General features: G+C 71.7%; 20 protein-coding genes. 9 read left to right on the top strand and 11 right to left on the bottom strand.

What is annotated here, in order from left to right; genetic code table 11:
- Window positions 1-57 precede the first annotated feature (57 nt).
- Complete coding sequence (locus H305_RS0114005) at window positions 58-492, bottom strand: MarR family winged helix-turn-helix transcriptional regulator (RefSeq protein WP_028800951.1); 435 nt, start codon at window positions 490-492, stop codon at window positions 58-60.
- Window positions 493-632: 140 nt separating this feature from the next.
- Between H305_RS0114005 and H305_RS0114000 the strand changes: the two genes are divergently transcribed.
- The 5 genes from H305_RS0114000 to H305_RS56025 all read left to right on the top strand — a co-directional run bounded on the left by H305_RS0114000 (window position 633) and on the right by H305_RS56025 (window position 4,250).
- Entirely contained in the window at window positions 633-1,655 is a 1,023-nt protein-coding gene (locus H305_RS0114000; protein WP_028800950.1) for an NADP-dependent oxidoreductase, read from the top strand.
- Window positions 1,656-1,863: 208 nt separating this feature from the next.
- On the top strand, window positions 1,864-2,283 hold the full coding sequence (locus H305_RS0113995; protein WP_028800949.1) for an organic hydroperoxide resistance protein: 420 nt from the start codon (window positions 1,864-1,866) through the stop codon (window positions 2,281-2,283).
- A gap of 273 nt (window positions 2,284-2,556) precedes the next feature.
- Window positions 2,557-3,348 carry an EI24 domain-containing protein gene (locus H305_RS0113990; RefSeq protein ID WP_028800948.1) on the top strand — a complete coding sequence of 264 codons (792 nt, stop codon included), beginning with the start codon at window positions 2,557-2,559 and terminating at the stop codon, window positions 3,346-3,348.
- On the top strand, window positions 3,345-3,959 hold the full coding sequence (locus H305_RS0113985) for a LysE family translocator (RefSeq protein WP_028800947.1): 615 nt from the start codon (window positions 3,345-3,347) through the stop codon (window positions 3,957-3,959). The genes H305_RS0113990 and H305_RS0113985 overlap by 4 nt, the downstream gene beginning before the upstream one ends.
- A gap of 123 nt (window positions 3,960-4,082) precedes the next feature.
- Complete coding sequence (locus H305_RS56025) at window positions 4,083-4,250, top strand: hypothetical protein (protein WP_324608096.1); 168 nt, start codon at window positions 4,083-4,085, stop codon at window positions 4,248-4,250.
- Window positions 4,251-4,330: 80 nt separating this feature from the next.
- Here H305_RS56025 and H305_RS0113975 read toward each other — a convergent pair whose 3' ends face one another.
- On the bottom strand, window positions 4,331-4,924 hold the full coding sequence (locus H305_RS0113975) for a TetR/AcrR family transcriptional regulator (RefSeq protein WP_028800946.1): 594 nt from the start codon (window positions 4,922-4,924) through the stop codon (window positions 4,331-4,333).
- A 101-nt stretch (window positions 4,925-5,025) separates the two neighbouring features.
- Here H305_RS0113975 and H305_RS45750 point away from each other — a divergent pair, with 101 nt between their 5' ends.
- Window positions 5,026-7,503, top strand: a complete 2,478-nt coding sequence (locus tag H305_RS45750) for a beta-glucosidase (protein WP_420708062.1) — start codon at window positions 5,026-5,028, stop codon at window positions 7,501-7,503.
- A gap of 124 nt (window positions 7,504-7,627) precedes the next feature.
- Here H305_RS45750 and H305_RS0113965 read toward each other — a convergent pair whose 3' ends face one another.
- Window positions 7,628-8,611, bottom strand: a complete 984-nt coding sequence (locus tag H305_RS0113965) for an aldose epimerase family protein (protein WP_028800945.1) — start codon at window positions 8,609-8,611, stop codon at window positions 7,628-7,630.
- Between the two features lie 9 nt (window positions 8,612-8,620).
- The gene (locus tag H305_RS0113960; protein WP_028800944.1) at window positions 8,621-9,520 is read right to left on the bottom strand and encodes an SGNH/GDSL hydrolase family protein; all 900 of its coding nucleotides are present in this window, start codon (window positions 9,518-9,520) and stop codon (window positions 8,621-8,623) included.
- A 265-nt stretch (window positions 9,521-9,785) separates the two neighbouring features.
- On the opposite strand from H305_RS0113960, the gene H305_RS0113955 reads away from it, so the two are divergent.
- A complete protein-coding gene (locus tag H305_RS0113955; protein ID WP_028800943.1) occupies window positions 9,786-10,280 on the top strand; it encodes a DUF3145 domain-containing protein in 495 nt (164 codons plus the stop codon).
- Between the two features lie 173 nt (window positions 10,281-10,453).
- Here H305_RS0113955 and fabF read toward each other — a convergent pair whose 3' ends face one another.
- The 5 genes from fabF to fasR form a co-directional block, all read right to left on the bottom strand.
- The gene (gene fabF, locus H305_RS0113950; protein WP_028800942.1) at window positions 10,454-11,725 is read right to left on the bottom strand and encodes a beta-ketoacyl-ACP synthase II; all 1,272 of its coding nucleotides are present in this window, start codon (window positions 11,723-11,725) and stop codon (window positions 10,454-10,456) included.
- 127 nt (window positions 11,726-11,852) lie between these two features.
- Window positions 11,853-12,101 (bottom strand): acyl carrier protein, encoded by a 249-nt coding sequence (locus H305_RS0113945; protein ID WP_028800941.1) that lies wholly within the window; start codon window positions 12,099-12,101, stop codon window positions 11,853-11,855.
- 72 nt (window positions 12,102-12,173) lie between these two features.
- Entirely contained in the window at window positions 12,174-13,205 is a 1,032-nt protein-coding gene (locus tag H305_RS0113940) for a ketoacyl-ACP synthase III (protein ID WP_028800940.1), read from the bottom strand.
- Between the two features lie 13 nt (window positions 13,206-13,218).
- Complete coding sequence (locus tag H305_RS0113935; RefSeq protein ID WP_028800939.1) at window positions 13,219-14,136, bottom strand: ACP S-malonyltransferase; 918 nt, start codon at window positions 14,134-14,136, stop codon at window positions 13,219-13,221.
- A gap of 89 nt (window positions 14,137-14,225) precedes the next feature.
- Window positions 14,226-15,431 (bottom strand): fatty acid biosynthesis transcriptional regulator FasR, encoded by a 1,206-nt coding sequence (gene fasR, locus H305_RS0113930; RefSeq protein ID WP_028800938.1) that lies wholly within the window; start codon window positions 15,429-15,431, stop codon window positions 14,226-14,228.
- 96 nt (window positions 15,432-15,527) lie between these two features.
- Here fasR and H305_RS0113925 point away from each other — a divergent pair, with 96 nt between their 5' ends.
- Window positions 15,528-16,184 carry a pirin family protein gene (locus H305_RS0113925; RefSeq protein WP_037763845.1) on the top strand — a complete coding sequence of 219 codons (657 nt, stop codon included), beginning with the start codon at window positions 15,528-15,530 and terminating at the stop codon, window positions 16,182-16,184.
- Between the two features lie 166 nt (window positions 16,185-16,350).
- On the opposite strand, the gene H305_RS45745 is transcribed toward H305_RS0113925, so the two are convergent.
- Together H305_RS45745 and H305_RS0113910 are read right to left on the bottom strand one after the other, a co-directional pair.
- Window positions 16,351-17,172: a serine hydrolase domain-containing protein gene (locus H305_RS45745; RefSeq protein WP_037763785.1), complete on the bottom strand. Its 822-nt coding sequence runs from the start codon at window positions 17,170-17,172 to the stop codon at window positions 16,351-16,353.
- A gap of 19 nt (window positions 17,173-17,191) precedes the next feature.
- Entirely contained in the window at window positions 17,192-17,674 is a 483-nt protein-coding gene (locus H305_RS0113910; protein ID WP_028800935.1) for a GNAT family N-acetyltransferase, read from the bottom strand.
- 96 nt (window positions 17,675-17,770) lie between these two features.
- Between H305_RS0113910 and H305_RS0113905 the strand changes: the two genes are divergently transcribed.
- The gene (locus tag H305_RS0113905; RefSeq protein WP_028800934.1) at window positions 17,771-18,256 is read left to right on the top strand and encodes a MerR family transcriptional regulator; all 486 of its coding nucleotides are present in this window, start codon (window positions 17,771-17,773) and stop codon (window positions 18,254-18,256) included.
- Window positions 18,257-18,454: the final 198 nt, after the last annotated feature.

The raw sequence follows: 18,454 nt of genomic DNA, 5'->3' as shown, positions 1-18,454 counted from the left end.
ATCCGGACAGCGGTCCTTCGGGGACCGGCGGACGGTGCCGTCCGCAGCGGGCGCCGGTCAGGCGTCGAGCATGCGGCGCAGCAGATCCCGCAGCGCGAGACGCTCCTCGTCCGAGAGGCCCGCCAGGGGCTCACGCGCGAAATTCAGCGACTCCCGCAGGCCGCGGGCCACCTTGCGCCCCTCGGCGGTGGCCGCCGCCAGCTTCACGCGCCGGTCGGCCGGATCGGGCCGCCGCTCCACCAGGCCCCGCGCCTCCAGCCGGTCCACGATCCCCGTGACGTTCGACGGCTCGCACTTCAGCTGCTGTGCCAGCCGCCGCATCGGCACCGGCTCCATCGACAGCAGCCCCAGCAGCCGCGCCTGCGCGCCGGTCAGCGCGTGCTCCGCGGCGGCCTCCTCGTACTCCTCGTGATAGCGGGCCACCACCGAGCCGATGAGGTCGACGACCTCCAGGGTGAGGGGGTCGATCCGGGAGGTCTTCTGAGTGGACATGGACTCCAGGCTACCGCGTTACTTGACATCCTGAAATATTCAGGCGCATGGTTGTTTCAGGTACTGAAGTATTTGACCGGGGGACGCGTGCGGACAGGTGCGCACGCGAGCCCGTGAGAACGCAGGAAAGGCGCACCCTCATGACCGACACCCCTCAGCTTCCCGCCGTCAGCCGTGAATGGCATCTGGTCAGCCGGCCGGTCGGCTGGCCCCAGGCCGACGACTTCGCCCTCGTCGAGGCCGAGGTCCGGCAGCCGGGGGAGGGCGAGGTCCTCGTGCGCAACGCGTTCCTGTCCGTCGACCCGTACATGCGCGGCCGCATGAGCGCCGCCAAGTCGTACACCGCCCCGTTCGAGCTGGGCAAGACCATGCAGGGCGGCGCCGTGGGCGAGGTCATCGCCTCCGGCGCCGAGGGCATCTCGCCCGGCGACCACGTGCTGCACTTCGGCGGCTGGCGCGAGTACGCCACCGTCTCCGCCAAGCAGGCCGTCAAGGTCGACCCGGCGGCCGCCCCGCTGTCCACGTACCTCGGCGTGCTCGGCATGACCGGTCTCACCGCCTACGCCGGCCTGCTGCGCACCGCGTCCTTCAAGGAGGGCGACTCCGTCTTCGTCTCCGGCGCCGCAGGTGCCGTCGGCAGCCAGGTCGGCCAGATCGCCAGGCTCAAGGGCGCCTCGCGCGTCGTCGGTTCCGCCGGGTCCGACGAGAAGGTCAAGCTGCTCGTCGAGGAGTACGGCTTCGACGCCGCCTTCAACTACAAGAACGGGCCGGTCGCCGAGCAGTTGCGGGCCGCCGCCCCCGACGGCGTCGACGTCTACTTCGACAACGTGGGCGGTGACCACCTGGAGGCGGCCATCGGCTCCCTCAACGTGAACGGCCGGATCGCCGTCTGCGGCATGATCTCCATCTACAACAACACCGAGCCGGCTCCCGGCCCCAAGAACCTCGCCCGGCTCATCCAGACCCGCGGCCGCATCGAGGGCTTCCTCGTCAGCGACCACTACGACCTCCAGCAGCAGTTCGTCCAGGAGGTCGGCCCCTGGGTGGCGTCCGGGCAGCTCAAGTACCGCGAGACGGTCGTCGAGGGCATCGAGAACAACCTGGAGGCGTTCTTCGGCGTCCTGCGCGGCGACAACATCGGAAAGATGATCGTCAAGCTCTGAGTCCACGACGGCCGCGGCGGCGGCCGGGCTCCCGGCCTGCGGGGGCCGGTGGTGACCACCCGGCCCCGCGGGCCCGCGGGCGCCGGGGCCGCCGGTGGCGGTCTCCGGCCGGGACCTGTTTCCTGGATTTCCGGCATGCGGTAACTTCTTTCCGAAGTCGTCGCGATCGTGGGCGCGAGTCGTGGCGGGCCTAGGAGGAACGCACCGTATGTCCATCCAGCAGACCGACGTCCTGTACACCGCCGTCGCCACCGCCGAGAACGGCCGTGACGGCCGGGTCGCCACCGACGACGGAAAGCTCGACGTCGTCGTCAACCCGCCCGAGGAGATGGGCGGCAGCGGCGCCGGAACCAACCCGGAGCAGCTCTTCGCCGCCGGGTACAGCGCCTGCTTCCAGGGCGCCCTCGGCGTCGTCGCCCGCCGGGAGAACGCCGACGTCTCCGGATCGACGGTCACGGCCAAGGTCGGCATCGGCAGGAACGACGACGGGTTCGGGATCATCGTCGAGATCTCCGCGGACATCCCGAACGCCGACGCCGCCACCGCCCGTGCGCTCGTCGAGAAGGCGCACCGGGTGTGCCCGTACTCCAAGGCGACCCGAGGCGACATCACCGTGACGCTCGCCTGACGGCGCTCGTTGCACACGACGGAGGCCGCACCCCGGGACGTGGGGTGCGGCCTCCGCCTTTTCGCCACCCGCCTCAGGAAGCCGTCCGCGGTCCGCGGTGGCGCTGTGCGCGGCGAGCGGCAGCGAACCCGCCGCCGTCACGGCGGCCGTCGGGACGGATCCGGCGACGGACTTCGGCAGGCGCACGTGTCGTACCTCCTGGGGTCCCCGGACCGGGCGCCGGGGCCACCGGGCCCGCCCCGGCCCGCAGGCCCGCCCCGCTAGAGTTCCTTCATGCGTGATCTTGGGGTGGGCTTCGGTTACTTGGTGCGGGGCCAGCGATGGGTGGCCGGGCACGGGAAGCAGTTCGGCTTCGGCCTGCTCCCGGGCCTCATCACCCTGGTCCTGTACGCGGCGGCCCTCGTCTCTCTCGCCCTGTACGGCGAGGACTTCGTCGGCTGGGCGACCCCCTTCGCGGACGACTGGACCAGCCCCTGGCAGGGACTGTTCCGAGGCTTCCTCACCGCCGTGCTCGTCGCTCTGGCCCTGCTCCTCGCCGTCCTCACCTTCACGGCGGTCACCCTCCTCGTGGGGCAGCCGTTCTACGAGAACCTCTCCGAGAAGGTCGACCGGGACGTCTCTCCCGACGGCACGGCGCCCGAGTCGGGGCTGTCGCTCGGGCGGGAACTGTGGATCTCCGGGCGCGACAGCCTCCGCATCCTCGTACGGGCCGCCGTCTGGGGCGTACTGCTCTTCGCCCTGGGCTTCGTGCCCTTCGTCGGCCAGACCGTCGTCCCGGTGATCGGCTTCTTCGTCACCGGCTTCTTCCTCACCGAGGAGCTCGTCGCGGTCGCCCTGCAACGCCGCCGCGTCGATCTGCGCGAACGCCTCACCCTGCTCCGCTCCCGCAAGATGCTGGTCTGGGGCTTCGGCACCCCGCTGGGCCTCGCGTTCCTGGTGCCGTTCGTGGCCGTGTTCCTGATGCCGGGAGCCGTCGCCGGCGCCACCCTGATGGCGCGTGAACTCCTCGACGAGGAGAGCGCCGAGACCCGAGCGGACGCTCCCGAGGAGGAAGTCACCCCGTGACCGAGATACTCGCCGTCGCCGTCATCACCGTCCTGGCCGTCGTCGCCCCGGGCGCCGACTTCGCCATGGTGGTCCGCAACAGCTACCTCCACGGCCGCAGGACGGGCCTGCTGGCCGCCACGGGCGTCGCCGCCGGCGTCCTGGTGCACGTGACGTACACGATGCTGGGTGTGGGCCTGCTGATCGCGTCCTCGACCGCCCTGTTCACGGTGATCAAGCTGATCGGCGCGGCGTACCTCGTGTACATCGGCGTACGCACGTTCCGCGCGCGCGGCGACGTCGAGGTGGACCTGGAGAACAAGACGGAGCTGACCCCGCCGGCCGCGCTGCGCACCGGGTTCCTCACCAACGTCCTCAACCCGAAGACGACGCTCTTCGTGGTGTCGACGTTCGCCCAGGTCGTCAGTCCCGGCACGCCGCTCTACCAGCAGGCGGGCTACGGGCTGTTCATGTCCCTCGCGCACCTGCTGTGGTTCGGCGTGGTCGCCGTGTTCTTCTCGCACGACCGGATGCGCACGCTGATGCTGCGCGGCCAGAAGGTCCTGAACAAGGTCATCGGATCCGTCCTGGCCGGGCTCGGCATCAGTCTCGCCTTCGCTCCGTCCCACTGACGGCGGAGGCGTTCTGTTGTACGTGTCCGGGCAGGTGGCGGAAGGCCCGGACCTGGCCACCCAGAGCCGCGGGGTCTTCGAGGCGCTCGACGCCCTGCTCACTGCGCGACCCTCGCCGATGTCATCAACATCCGGACGTATCTGACCGACATCGACGGCATCGGCGAATACGGCGCCGTGCGGCGCGAGTTCCTCACCGGGACCGCCCCCACCAGCATGACCTTCGAGGCCTCCCGCCTCTTCAAGCCGGACGCCCTCGTCGAGGTCGAGGTGGTCGCGGCGATCCCGTGAGGGCGTGCCGGGAGAGCCGCGGCCGGGGAGGGGACGGCCACGGGCGAAGGCGGTGCCGGCGGGCAGGGAGCGGTCGGCGCTCAGGCCCTGTCCGGTCCCGGGTCCTCGCCCAGCAGCGCGAGGAAGTCCCGGAAGGCGGCCGGCATGTCCACCGACTCCGGGTCCAGCAGCCACTGGTACTGGAGCCCGTCCATCACCGCGACGAGCAGGGGGGCGGCGCGCTCCGGCGTGAGTCCGCCGGGGAGCCGCTCCCCGTATTCGGCGCGCAGCACCGACGCCATGCTCGCGCGCACCGCGCCGTACCGCTCGGTGAAGAACTCGCGTGCCGGGTGCCCCTCGGTGACGCTCTCGCCGAGCAGCGCCGAGAAGGTCTGGATGATCCCGGGTCGCATCGCGTTGTACTCGACGAGCGAGGCGAGCAGGTCGGCCCGCCACCGGGAGTCGGGCACGGCGTCCCACTGGTCCCGCTCCTTGAGCACCGCGACGAGCAGCGCCTCCTTCGTCGGGAAGTGGTGCAGCAGCCCCTGCTGGGTGAGGCCCACCCGCTCTGCGACCGCGGCGAGGCTCGCGCCCCGGTAGCCGCGCTCGGCGATCACGTCGAGGGCCGCGCGCACGATCTCCGCACGCCGCTCCTCGCTCCTGGTCCTGGCCGCCATGGCGTCACCGTACGGCATCCGATCACCCTAGAAGTAACGGCGAGGTCACGAAACCTACCGCTCTACAGGCGGTGGGTGCAGGATGAGGGCGTCCAGGACTTCGACGAGGAGGTGCCGCGGTGGCGGATACCGTGAGGGACAGGCAGGCCGGACAGGACAGGCACGACAGGCACGACGACGCCCGTGAGGCCGTCGTCGAGGCGGCTCTCGGCAGGCTCGATCTGGACGCGAAGGCCCGGCTGCTGTCCGGGCAGGACATGTGGACGCTGCCCGCGCTCCCCGAGATCGGACTGCGGTCCCTCGTGATGTCCGACGGCCCGATCGGGGTCCGCGGGGTGCGCTGGACCTCGGACGACCCGTCGATCGCCCTTCCGTCCCCCACCGCGCTCGCCGCCACCTGGGACCCGGCCCTCGCCGAGCGTGCCGGCGTCCTGCTCGCCCAGGAGGCCCGCCGCAAGGGCGTCCACGTCCTCCTCGCGCCCACCGTCAACCTGCATCGTTCCCCGCTAGGCGGGCGGCACTTCGAGGCGTACAGCGAGGACCCGTACCTGACCGGCGTCATCGGCTCGGGCTACGTGCGGGGCGTGCAGTCGGGCGGTGTCGGCACCACCGTCAAACACTTCGTCGCCAACGACGCCGAGACCGACCGCTTCACGGTGGACAACCTGGTCTCCGAACGCGCGCTGCGCGAGCTCTATCTGGCCCCCTTCGAGGCCATCGTGGAGAACGCCCGCCCCTGGGGCATCATGACCGCGTACAACTCGGTCAACGGCACCACTATGACCGAGCACCACCACCTCGTGAACGGGATCCTGCGCGGCGAGTGGGGCTTCGACGGCTTCAACGTCTCCGACTGGACCGCGGCCCGCTCCACCACGGCCGCCGTCGAGGGCGGACTGGACGTCGCCATGCCCGGCCCGCGAACCGTCTACGGCGCGGTGCTCGCCCGGGCCGTCCGCGACGGACGGGTCCAGGAGTCCACCGTCGACGAGGCCGTCCGCAACGTCCTGCGCCTCGCCGCCCGCGTCGGCATCCTCGACGGCGCGGAGCCTGTCGTCACCGAGCCGCCGGCCCCCGTGGACGGGGAGGCCCTGGCCCGCGAGATCGCCCGCCGCGCCTTCGTCCTGGTACGCAACGAGGCCCGCGACGGAAGCCGGGCGCTGCCCCTGAGGCCGGGCACGGTGGCACTGATCGGCGTCGCCGCCCGCGACGCCCGCGTCCTCGGCGGCGGCTCCGCCACCGTCTTCCCCGCCCGCGTGGTCTCCCCGCTGGACGGGCTGGCCGCCGCCCTGCCCGAAGGCGCCCTCAGCTACGCCCTCGGCGCCGATCCGAACGAGGAACTCGCCGTCGCCGACCAGGGATTCGAACTGCGCGCGATCTGCCGCGACGCACACGGAGAGGTCATCGGCACCGGCTCCGCGCCCAACGGCCACATCCAGTGGATGGGCAACGACCTGCCCGACGGGGTCACCCACGACGCCCTGCACACCATCGAGCTGGCCGGCCGGTTCACCCCGCGCGTCGGCGGCCCGCACACCTTCGGCATCAGGGGCCTGGGAGCCTTCACCCTCACTGTCGACGGCGTCACGTACTTCGACGACGTCCAGCGCGCCGACAAGGACGACCCGTTCCTGTCGTTCTTCGGCGCCCCGGTGCCCCGGGCCCGGGCCGAACTCGCCGCCGGGGAGCCGGTGGAGGTCTCCCTCACCCAGGTCGTGGCCCTCCCCGAGGGCGTGCCGATGAAGGCGATCACCTTCACGCTGACCCATCAGGAACCGCAGCGCGACCCCGACGAACTGATCGCCGAGGCCGTCGCGGCGGCCCGCGCCGCGGACACGGCCGTCGTGGTGGTCGCCACCACCGAGCGTGTCGAGTCCGAGGGCTTCGACCGTCAGGACCTGCGTCTGCCGGGCCGTCAGGACGAGCTGGTGCACGCCGTCGCCGCCGCCAACCCGAACACCGTGGTCGTGGTCAACTCCGGTTCCCCGGTCGAGCTGCCGTGGCGGGACGAGGTCGCCGCCGTGCTGCTGAGCTGGTTCCCCGGCCAGGAGGGCGGATCTGCGCTCGCCGACGTCCTCACCGGGGCGCACGAGCCCGGTGGCCGCCTGCCCACCACCTGGGGCTCCCTCGCACAGGCCCCGGTCACCCAGGTCGTCCCGGACGGCGGCGCACTCCCGTACACCGAGGACCTGTTCATCGGCTACCGGGCCTGGGACAGGGAGGGCAGGGCTCCCTCGTACGCCTTCGGGCACGGCCTCGGCTACACCGACTGGACGTACGAGTCGATCGAGGTCGAGGGGACGACCGCGACGGTCCGCGTCCGCAACAGCGGCGAGCGCGCCGGACGCGAGGTCGTCCAGATCTACCTCGCCCCGGTGGAGGCCGACCCCGGGCGGCCCGCCCGCCGGCTCGCCGCCTTCACGGGTGTGGCGGCCGGACCGGGCGAGAGTGTGGAGGCCGTTGTGGAACTCCCGCGGCGCGCCTTCGAGATCTGGGACGAGAACAGCGCATCGTGGGCGTTTGTGAAGGGTTCGTACGAGGTTCAGGCAGGCCGTTCCCTCACGGACCGTCGTCTGAGCACGATCATCGAGGCGTGACGGGCGCGAGCCGCCCCCCCAAGACCAGCCCCGGCCCGGAACCTGACCTCCGGACCGGGGCTCGCCTCGTTCTGCGCCCGCTCTCACCGGCGCGGACCGCGGGGCGGGACGGTGCCGGGGACGGTCACCGTTCGCGCACGGAGAAGCCGAACACGGTCTCCGACCGGTACGCCCCGCCCGGCCGCAGCTCGGTGCTCGGGAAGTCCGGCCGGTTCGGCGAGTCGGGGAAGTGCTGCGTCTCCAGCGCGATCCCGTCACCGGGCGCGTAGGGGAGCGAGTCGTCGAGGTGGTCCGCCGTGTAGAGCTGGAGCCCCGGCTCGGTGGTCGACACGGTCAGCAGGCGCCCGGAGTCCGGGTCGTGCAGCTCGGCCACCTCGACGGGGGCGTCCGTCACCCCCTTGTCGAGCACGAAGTTGTGGTCGTACCCGGCGCCGACCTTCCGGGACTGCCGGAAGTCGAAGCGCGTGCCCTCGACGGGGGCGAGCTCCCCGGTCGGGATGAGGTCCGCGTCCACCGGCGTCACCCGCGCGGCGGCGAGGCGCAGTTCGTGCCCTCCGGCGCTGCCCGCGCCACTCAGGTTCCAGTAGGTGTGGCTGGTCAGGTTCACCACGGTCGGCGCGTCGGTGCGCGCCTCGTACGCGATCCGCAGCGAACCGTCCGCGTCGAGCGTGTACGTCGCCGAGACCGCCAGCCGGCCCGGGAAGCCCTCCTCGCCGTGCGGGCTGACCCGCGACAGCCGCACGCCCCCGTCGACCGGCTCGGCGTCCCACACCCGCTTGTCGAAGCCGAACTCGCCGCCGTGCAGCGAGTTCGGGCCGTCGTTCGGGGTCAGGTGGTAGGTGGAGCCGTCGAGCGGGAAGCGGGCGCCCGCGATCCGGTTGGCGTACCGGCCGATCAGCGCGCCGAAGTACGGCTGCGGGTGCGAGAGATAGCCCGCGAGGTCGGGGAAGCCCAGCACCACGTTCGCGGTCCGCCCGTCCCGGTCGGGGACCTCGGCCGACTGCACGATCCCGCCGTACGTCAGGACCCGTACCCGCACACCCGACCGCTCCAGAGTCCAGCGATGGACCGCGGTGCCGTCGGAAAGTGTGCTGAAAAGTTCGCTCATGAGCGAACCCTAGGTCACCGGATTGCGTGCGGTGATGTTGCGGTACGCGATCTCGGCCAGCCGCGCCTGCCCGTCCTTGCTCGGGTGGAACCAGTCCCAGTGGCTCAGCTGCTCCGTGTCGAAGCGGTACTCGAAGACAGCCCCGCCGTCGAAGCGGCATCGCCGGTCCTTGGCACACACCTCGCGCAGCACCTCGTTGTACGCCTCGACGCGGCTCTGCACCTTGGCGCGCCGCAGCGTCGCCGCCGAGTCCAGGGCGTCGGCGTCCCCCAGCATCGACGGGCAGATCCCCAGTTTCCAGATCTGCTTGCCGAGCGCGCTCGTGCGGCCCTGGGACCACAGCCGCTTCAGATCCGGCACGCTCGACACGTACACCTGGGTCTTGGGCAGGGCAGCACGCAGCGTGTCCATCGCGTCCTGGAAGCCGGCGCGGAAGTCCGCCACGGACGTCATCGCGGAGGCCGAAGCACGGCAGGCGTCGTTGGCGCCCGCCATCACCGTCACCAGCTCCGGCCGCCGGGTCGCGGCCTGCGCCATCTGGCCGGGCAGGTCCGCCATCCGGGCGCCGGTCACCGCGTAGTTCCAGCTGCGCTCGGCGGCCCCGGCCTTCCCGAGCAGCCGCACGGCGAGGGACTTGACCTGCGCGTCGCTGCCCGTCGCCCAGGACACCTCGGGGCAGTCCGACAGCACGGCGCAGGCGTCGAAGCCCCGCGTGATGGAGTCGCCGACGGCGGCCAGCGACCGCGGGCTGGTGTTCCACGTCGGCGTCGGCTTCGGGGACGGATGCGCCGTGGACGTGTCTCTCGGCGCCGGGGAGTCGCCACCGGAGGCGTCGCACCCGGCGACGCCCAGGAGGGCCGCCGCCGCGACGGCGGCGACGGCCCGTGAACGGTGACTGCGGTTCCGCATCCCCAGGTCCCCTCGTTCGTTGTGCGGGGTCGGTCACACCCCTCGGGCGCACCGGTCGGTGTCGCGCCGTAGGCCATTGGTGGCACCGCGTCGTGCCCGGTCGGCAGCACCGCGTCCCCATGGGTGAAACCTCGGTGTTTCCGGGCGTCGGGACCGACGGTACGTCACACTCCTTGCGCCGCCGCACGGTAGCCTCGCCCCGTGGCCGCCCTGCCACTGCCGTTCCGCTAAGTTACAAGATGTCTCGCTCTGTCCGGAGGCCCCAGTGACGACACGTGGAGTTCTCTACGTGCACTCCGCGCCCCGCGCGCTGTGCCCGCACGTCGAGTGGGCGGTCGCCGGGGTCCTCGGCACGCGCGTGAACCTCGACTGGATCCGGCAGCCCGCCGCGCCCGGCACCTGGAGATCGGAGTTCTCCTGGAAGGGCGAGGTCGGCACGGCCTCCAAACTCGCCTCCGCGCTGCGCGGCTGGCAGATGCTGCGCTTCGAGGTCACCGCCGAGCCCTGCCCCACCGCCGAGGGCGAGCGCTACAGCTGCACCCCCGACCTGGGCATCTTCCACGCGGTCACCGGGATCCACGGCGACATCCTGATCCCCGAGGACCGGCTGCGCGCCGCTCTGCTCCGCTCCCAGCGCGGCGAGACCGAGCTGGAGGCCGAGATCGCCAAACTCCTCGGTAAGCCGTGGGACGACGAGCTGGAACCCTTCCGCTACGCGGGCGAGGGCGCCCCGGTCCGCTGGCTCCACCAAGTGGTCTGACCGGCGGACGTCCTGCGGCGCGGCGCGCCCGAGGGGCGCGGCGAACCGCGCGACAGGCCCCCTGCGAGCCTGCGAGCCGCACTCGGCGGAGGACCGGACGACGAACGGCGTGTGGCCCGTACTCCCGGCAAGGAGTACGGGCCACACGCCGTTCAGCAGAGGAAGACCCGGCGTCAGACGGTACGGAACGCCAGCACCACGTTGTGTCCGCCGAACCCGAACGAGTCGTTCAGCGCGGCGATCCGCCCGTCGACGGGCAGCTTGCGCGCCTCACCGCGGACGATGTCGGCGTTGGCCTCGGCCTCGGGGTCGAGGTTCTCGAGGTTGATGGTCGGCGGGGCGACCCGGTGGTACAGCGCGAGCACCGACGCGACCGACTCGACACCGCCGGCGCCGCCGAGCAGGTGGCCGGTCATCGACTTGGTGGCGGACACCGCGATGTGGTCGGCGTCGTCGCCGAACACCTTGCGCAGCGCCTTCAGTTCGGCCACGTCACCGGCCGGCGTCGAGGTGGCGTGCGCGTTCACGTGCACGATCTCGGCGGGGTCCAGATCGGTGTTGTCGAGCAGGTTCTGCAGGGCGTGCGAGATGCCGCGGCCCTCGGGCTCCGGCTGCACGATGTCGTGGGCGTCGGCCGAGATGCCCTGGCCGACGGCCTCCGCGTAGACGCGGGCGCCACGCTTGGCGGCGTGCTCGGCGGACTCCAGGACGAGGACGCCGGCGCCCTCGCCGAGGACGAAGCCGTCACGGTCGACGTCGTAGGGGCGCGAGGCGCCCTGCGGGTCGTCGTTGTTCTTGGACATCGCCATCATGTTGCCGAACGCGGCGATGGGAAGCGGGTGGATGGCCGCCTCGGTGCCACCGGCGACGACGACGTCGGCGCGGCCCGTGCGGATCATCTCGATGGCGTAGCCGATGGCCTCGGCGCCGGAGGCGCAGGCGGACACCGGGGTGTGGACACCGGCGCGGGCGCCCACGGCGAGGCCCACATTGGCGGACGGGCCGTTCGGCATCAGCATCGGCACGGTGTGCGGGGAGACGCGGCGTACGCCCTTCTCCTTCAGCACGTCGTACTGGTCGAGCAGGGTCGTCACGCCGCCGATGCCGGAGGCGATGACGGCACCGAGCCGGTCGGGGTCGACGCTCGCGTCCTCGCCCGCCTTGTCGGTGAAACCGGCGTCGGCCCAGGCCTCCTTGGCCGCGATGAGCGCGAACTGCGCCGAGCGGTCCAGCCGGCGGGCCTGCGGGCGGGGGATGACCTCGCCCGGCTCCACGGCGATCTGTGCCGCGATACGGACCGCCTGGTCGGCGGCCCACTCCTGCTCCAAGGGACGGACACCGGAACGTCCGGCGACCAGGCCCTCCCAGGTAGAGGCTGCGTCGCCACCCAGCGGTGTGGTTGCGCCGATACCGGTGACGACCACGGTGTGATTGGTCGGGCTCACGGGAATTCTTTCTCCAACGGATACGAGGATTCAGCGGCGCCACCGCCGGGTGGCGGGGCATGCGGCCCAGGCGGACCGGGGCTCGGAGCCCGGACGAACCGGGGCTCCAGCCCAGGTGATCGGTAGATCAGGCCTGGTGCTTGAGGATGTAGTCGGTCGCGTCGCCGACGGTCTTGAGGTTCTTGACGTCGTCGTCCGGGATCTTCACGTCGAAGCGCTCTTCGGCGGCGACGACGACCTCGACCATGGACAGCGAGTCGACGTCCAGGTCGTCGGTGAAGGACTTGTCCAGCTGGACGTCCTCGGTGGGGATGCCGGCGATCTCGTTGACGATCTCGGCGAGACCTTCGACGATCTCTTCCTGAGTGGCGGCCATGTCAGGCGCTCCTTCGGTGTGTATCCAGAGGGTGTGGCGGTACTCCGGCCGGAGATGATCCGGACGGTGTGCCTAGGGGAGGGTAACGACCGTGGCGGCGTACACGAGACCCGCCCCGAATCCGATGACGAGCGCGGTGTCGCCGCTCTTCGCCTCACCGGTCGCCAGGAGCCGCTCCATCGCGAGCGGGATCGAGGCGGCCGAGGTGTTGCCGGTGGTGCGTACGTCGCGGGCGACCGTGACGTGCTCCGGCAGTTTGAGCGTCTTCACCATCGAGTCGATGATCCGCTCGTTGGCCTGGTGGGGAATGAAGACGTCCAGGTCGTCCGGCGAAAGTCCGGCGGCGTCGAGCGCCTCCTTGGCGACCTTCGCCATCTCGAAAACGGCCCAGCGGAACACCGCTTGGCCCTCCTGCGTGATCGCAGGGAACTTGATCTCGCCCTTGGAGTCGAGCGGAAGCTGCGAGACGTCGCCGATCCTGAAGCGGTCCCACGGCACGGTCTGCTTGATGGTCCCGGCCTTGTCGCCCTCCGAGCCCCACACGGTCGGGCCGATGTGCGGCTCCTGCGAGGGACCCACGACGACCGCGCCCGCGCCGTCGCCGAACAGGAAGGCCGTGGCACGGTCCTCCAGGTCGGTGAGGTCGGACAGCCGCTCCACGCCGATGACGAGGACGTACTCCGCCGAACCCTCGACGATCATGCCCTTGGCGAGGGTCAGACCGTAGCCGAAGCCCGCGCAGCCGGCCGAGATGTCGAACGCGGCGGCCTTGTTCGTGCCGAGCTTGTCGGCGATCTCGGTGGCGATGGCCGGGGTCTGGCTGAAGTGGGACACGGTGGAGACCACAACGGCGCCGATCTGGTCGGCGTCGATCCCGGCGTCGGCGATGGCCTTGCCGGACGCCTCGATCGACATCGCGGCGACGGTCTCCTCGTCGGAGGCCCAGTGCCGGGTCTGGATGCCGGAGCGCGAGCGGATCCACTCGTCGGACGAGTCGATCGTCTCCAGGATCACCTCGTTGGGCACGACCCGGACGGGGCGGTAGCCGCCGACGCCGAGGATGCGGGCGAAAGGAGCGCCCTTGGGTGCCTTGATCTTGGACATGCTCTCGGGCTCCTTAGGCCGGGCTGTGCTCGGCGACGAGTTCGCGAGCCGCGTCGAGGTCTTCGGGGGTCTTCAGGGCCAGCGTCCGGACGCCGGGCAGCGCGCGCTTGGCCAGTCCGGTGAGCGTGCCGCCGGGGCACACCTCGATCAGCGTGGTCGCGCCCAGGTCCTCGAACGTCCGCATGCACAGGTCCCAGCGCACCGGGTTGGCGACCTGGCCGACCAGGCGCGAGACGACCTCGGCACCGCTGTCGACGACCTGGCCGTCCTTGTTCGAGACGTACCGGACCGTCGGGTCCGCCGGCGTCAGGTCCTCGGCGGCCTTCGCCAACGCGTCGACCGCGGGGGCCATGTGAGCGGTGTGGAACGCGCCCGCGACCTTCAGGGCGACGACACGGCGTACGCCCTCGGGCTTGTCCGCCTCCAGAGTGGCCAGTTGCTCCAGGGTGCCGGCGGCCACGATCTGGCCCGCGCCATTCACGTTGGCCGGGGTGAGGCCGAGCTTCTCCAGGTGCGGGACCGTCGTCTCCGGGTCCCCGCCGAGGAGCGCCGACATGCCGGTCCGCGTGATGGCGGCGGCATCGGCCATCGCCAGGCCCCGCTTGCGGACGAGTTGGAGCGCGGCGGTGTCGTCGAGTACTCCGGCGAACGCGGCGGCGGTGATCTCACCGACACTGTGGCCCGCGACGGCACCGGGTGCGATGTCACCGAGTGCCGCGGCGGACAGAAGACCCGCGGCGACGAGCAGCGGCTGCGCGACAGCCGTGTCCCGGATCGCGTCCGCGTCGGCCTGCGTGCCGTAGTGGGCGAGGTCGAGTCCGATGGCCTCCGACCACGCGGCAATGCGGTCGGCGGCGCCGGGGAGTTCGAGCCAAGGAGTCAGGAAGCCGGGCGTCTGGGCGCCCTGGCCGGGAGCGACGAGTACGAGCACTCTCACACTCTCTCTTGTGGACGGCCACGGCCGCCCGTGGGGACAGGGACGAAGAACACGAAGGGGAATTGTAGGTCCCCGACAAAAAGCTAGGTCTGGGGATCTCCATCGGTAAGACGCCCCAGGATCAGCGCGATGCGCAGGGTGAATGCGGAGCGTACATCCGACGGCGACCAGCCGGTGACGTCAGTCACACGTCGGAGCCGGTAGCGCACGGTGTTGGGGTGGACGAAGAGCATGCGGGCCGCGCCTTCGAGGCTGCTCGCCTGTTCCAGGTAGACGCTGAGGGTCTCCAGGAGCGCGGAGCCGGCTTCTTCCAGCGGTCTGTAGATCTCCTCCACCAGCTGTTCGCGCGCGGAGGGGTCTCCGGCGATCGCGCGCTCCGGCAGCAAATCGTCCGCGAGAACCGGCCGCGGGGCGTCCTGCCAGGCGAAACACGCCTTGAGCCCGGCGGCGGCGGCCTGCGCGGAGCGGGTCGCGGCGAGCAGGTCGGGCACGATCGGCCCGGCCACGACGGGCCCGGCGGCATACGGTCCGATCAGCGACTTGGCGACGGCGAGCGGGTTGTCGTTGCCTCCCGCGATGACGACGAGGCGGTCCCCGAGGACCCCGGTGAGCACTTGGAGCTTGGCGTGCCGGGCGGCCCGCCGGATCGCCTCCACGGTCAGTTCGCTGTCCCCGTCGGGTGCCGTGCCCAGCACCACGCAGACGTGCTCGGGGGAGTTCCAGCCGAGGGCGGCGGCCCGGCTGACGGCGCCCTCGTCCGCCTCGCCGGAGAGCACCGCGTTCACGACGAGCGACTCCAGGCGCGCGTCCCAGGCACCGCGTGCCTCCGCCGCCTGCGCGTACACCTGGGCGGTCGCGAAGGCGATCTCACGGGCGTAGACGAGGAGCGCCTCGCGCAGCACGGACTCGTCGCCCGGCGCGGCCACCTCGTCGATGGCGCTCTCCATGACCTCGATGGTCGTCCGCACCATCTCGACGGTCTGGCGCAGGGTGATCGCCCGGGTCAGCTCGCGGGGAGCCGTGCCGAAGACGTCGGTGGAGATGGCCTGCGGGGCGTCCGGGTGCCGGAACCACTCGGTGAAGGCGGCGATACCGGCCTGCGCGACGAGCCCGATCCAGGAACGGTTCTCCGGTGGCATGGCCCGGTACCAGGGCAGCGTCTCGTCCATCCGCGCGATGGCCTGGGCGGCGAGACTTCCGGACGACTTCTCCAGTCGCCTCAGGGTCGCGGAGTGGGTGTGGACGTCGTGCGACGGGCGGTCGGTGTTGCTGGCTTCGGGTTCGGGCACGGGACAAGACTGCCTTATCAGGACGGAGCCGTGCGGCGGCGGGTCACCGCTAAGCGCGCGAAGGGCGTCGGACCGGCGGCTACCGTGGTGCCCGTGATGGACGTCCGCCGCGCCGACGAGCGCTACCGCGGAGGGGATCCGGAGGCCGGGATCTCCTCCCTCCACGCCTTTTCCTTCGGTCCGCACTACGACCCGGACAACCTCCGCTTCGGCGCCGTGATCGCCTGCAACGAGGAGCGGCTCGCGCCCGGCGCGGGCTTCGACGAGCACCCGCACAGCCACACCGAGATCGTCACGTGGGTGGTGGAGGGGGAGCTGACCCACCGGGACTCGGCCGGGCACGAGTCGGTGGTGCGCTCCGGCGACGTACAGCGGCTGAGCTCCGCGGGCGGTGTCCGGCACGCGGAACGCAACGACGGCACGGAACCGCTCGTGTTCGTGCAGATGTGGCTGGCCCCGCTGGAGCCGGGCGGCGACCCGGCGTACGAGATCGTCCACGGCATCGCGGACTCCACGCCGTACGCGGTGCCAGAGGCGGGCGCCATGCTGCACGTACGCCGGCTGACGGCGGGGGAGCGCACGGCGGTCCCCGACGCGCCCTTCGTCTACGTGCATGTCGTGCGCGGCGAAATCCGCCTGGACGGCGAGGAACTGGCGGCCGGGGACGCCGCGCGGATCACCGAGGCGAAGGACCTGGAGGCCGTGGCGGGCGCCCCGGCGGAACTCCTGCTGTGGGAGATGACCGCGCCATGAGCCGTGAGCCGTGCCGTGAGCTGTGTGCGGTGCGCTGTGAGCCGTGATCCCGGATCCGTTCCGTCCGGCGTTCGTGCGCGGACGGGACCGTCCCGGGCGGTACCGGGGTCCGGGGCGCAGCCCCTGGGTGACGGGCCGGCGAGCGGTGCAGCGGTGAAGGCCCGGCTCAGCGGCGGAGGTCCGCCAGCACGGCGTCGGTGAACGGCGTCCACGCCTCGGCCGCCCAGGCCCCGAAGGCCCGGTCCGTCAGCGCTACGCACGCCGCGCCCGCCACCGGGTCGACCCACAGGAACGTGCCGGACTGACCGAAGTGCCCGAAGGTGCGGGGCGAGGACGAATTCCCGGTCCAGTGCGGCGACTTGTGGTCGCGGATCTCGAACCCGAGACCCCAGTCGTTGGGGTTCTGGTGCCCGTACCCCGGCAGCACGCCCTTCGTCCCCGGGTACTGCACGCTCATCGCCTCCGCGACCGTCCGGGGGTCGAGCAGCCGCGGCGCCTGCACCTCGGCGGCGAAGCGGACGAGGTCGGCCACCGTGGACACGCCGTCCTTGGCGGGCGAGCCGTCGAGTGTGGTCGACGTCATACCCAGCGGGTGCAGCACCGCCTGGCGCAGGTACTCGCCGAAGGGGATGTCGGTCGCCTTGGCGATGTGGTCCCCGAGCACCTCGAACCCGGCGTTGGAGTACAGCCGCCGCTCCCCGGGCGCGGAGGTCGTACGGTGCTCGTCGAAGGCGAGTCCGGAGGTGTGCGCGAGCAGATGACGGACCGTCGACCCCGCGGGTCCCGCCGGTTCGTCGAGGTCGATCGCCCCCTCCTCGTACGCGACGAGCGCGGCGTACGCGGCGAGCGGCTTGGTGACCGACGCGAGCTTGAAACGGTGTTCCAGCGGGCCGTGCGTCCCCAGTACCGCGCCGTCCGCGCGGACGACCGCCGCGGCGGCGGTGGGAACGGGCCAGTTCGAGATCAGCGCCAGGCTCTGCAGGGACATGCCTACGAGCCTAAGCGGCTCACAGCTGCAGACGCATCGAGGGGTCCGGCTTGCGCACGAAGCCGAGGGCGGCGTACAGCGGCTCGGCCTCCGCGGACGCGTTGAGGTCGACCTGCGCGGCGCCCCGCTCGCGGAACCAGTCGAGGAGTGCCTCCATGCACGCGCGGGCGTAACCGCGGCGCCGGGTGTCCGGGTCGGTGGCGACGCTGAAGACGTGGCCGACCCGGCCGTGCGGGTTGTCCGCGCGGCCGATCCGGTATTCGACGGTCCCTACGACGAGTGCCGCGAGGGCGCCGGGCCGGTCGGGATGGTCGACGACGAAGGCGGCGAAGGTGCCGTCGGTGTCGGCCAGCCGGCCGCGTACGGTCGGGAGGGACTCCGCATGCCATGCGGAGGCGTCCGGCGGAGCGTCGCCCGGGGTCCCCAGCGAGTCGATCATCACCTGGCGCAGACGCAGTACTTCCCTGGCGTCCTCGGGCACGGCACGTCGTACGAGACTCATGATCGGCACGGTAGCCACCCACTCCGGGCCGAGTCGCCGGAATTTCACCTGATTCGGCTTGCTTGGAGTGCACTCCAAGGTTCTAGCGTGGGGGTCATGACGGTGATGGAGACCACGGCCGAGGCGGCCGAGACCGGCACCAGGAGCAGGACCGACGTCTGCGCGGCGCCGCCCGAGCGGCACCTGCGCCCGGACGGCCAGGACAACTACACGATCAGCGAGGTCGTCGCCTTCACCGGCCTCACCGCGCACACCCTGCGCTGGTACGAGCGCATCGGGCTGATGCCGCACATCGACCGCTCGCACACCGGGCAGCGCCGGTACAGCAACCGCGACCTCGACTGGCTGGGCCTCGTCGGCAAACTGCGGCTCACCGGGATGCCCGTGGCCGACATGGTCCGGTACGCGGAACTCGTGCGCGAGGGCGATCACACCTACATCGAGCGCTACGAACTCCTTGAGGCGACGCGCCGGGACGTCAAGGCGCGGATCGCGGAGCTCCAGGACACGCTCGCGGTGCTCGACCACAAGATCAACTTCTATGCGGACGCGGGGCGGGCCCTGGCGTCGGAGAGGACCTGAGGACGGACAGCACCGTCGGCAAGGTCCAGAATCGGCGCCGCGGGCCCGAGGAGCCGGACCCGTCGCGGCGGCCTGAGGGCTGGCGCCCCCAGGCCCCTGCTTCGGTCTGGAGGGCTTCGCCCTCAAGCGCCGGACGGGCCGCATATCCCCGGCCCGGGACATGGGTGCGAGCCGGGCAGGACGGCACTCCGGGTGCGG

This window comes from Streptomyces sp. 142MFCol3.1, from assembly GCF_000424945.1.
Taxonomy (GTDB): Bacteria; Actinomycetota; Actinomycetes; order Streptomycetales; family Streptomycetaceae; genus Streptomyces; species Streptomyces siamensis.
This window is presented reverse-complemented; position numbering and strand designations above follow the sequence as displayed.

Coding starts and splice junctions, on each gene's coding strand:
- H305_RS0113910 (WP_028800935.1), bottom strand. CDS start 17,674: ATGAGTCTCGTACGACGTGCCGTGCCCGAGGACGCCAGGGAAGTACTG.
- H305_RS0113995 (WP_028800949.1), top strand. CDS start 1,864: ATGTCCATCCAGCAGACCGACGTCCTGTACACCGCCGTCGCCACCGCC.
- H305_RS0113965 (WP_028800945.1), bottom strand. CDS start 8,611: ATGAGCGAACTTTTCAGCACACTTTCCGACGGCACCGCGGTCCATCGC.
- H305_RS0113975 (WP_028800946.1), bottom strand. CDS start 4,924: ATGCCGTACGGTGACGCCATGGCGGCCAGGACCAGGAGCGAGGAGCGG.
- H305_RS0114005 (WP_028800951.1), bottom strand. CDS start 492: ATGTCCACTCAGAAGACCTCCCGGATCGACCCCCTCACCCTGGAGGTC.
- H305_RS0113960 (WP_028800944.1), bottom strand. CDS start 9,520: ATGCGGAACCGCAGTCACCGTTCACGGGCCGTCGCCGCCGTCGCGGCG.
- H305_RS0113905 (WP_028800934.1), top strand. CDS start 17,771: ATGACGGTGATGGAGACCACGGCCGAGGCGGCCGAGACCGGCACCAGG.
- H305_RS0114000 (WP_028800950.1), top strand. CDS start 633: ATGACCGACACCCCTCAGCTTCCCGCCGTCAGCCGTGAATGGCATCTG.
- H305_RS0113940 (WP_028800940.1), bottom strand. CDS start 13,205: ATGTCCAAGATCAAGGCACCCAAGGGCGCTCCTTTCGCCCGCATCCTC.
- H305_RS0113925 (WP_037763845.1), top strand. CDS start 15,528: ATGGACGTCCGCCGCGCCGACGAGCGCTACCGCGGAGGGGATCCGGAG.
- H305_RS0113990 (WP_028800948.1), top strand. CDS start 2,557: ATGCGTGATCTTGGGGTGGGCTTCGGTTACTTGGTGCGGGGCCAGCGA.
- H305_RS45745 (WP_037763785.1), bottom strand. CDS start 17,172: ATGTCCCTGCAGAGCCTGGCGCTGATCTCGAACTGGCCCGTTCCCACC.
- H305_RS0113945 (WP_028800941.1), bottom strand. CDS start 12,101: ATGGCCGCCACTCAGGAAGAGATCGTCGAAGGTCTCGCCGAGATCGTC.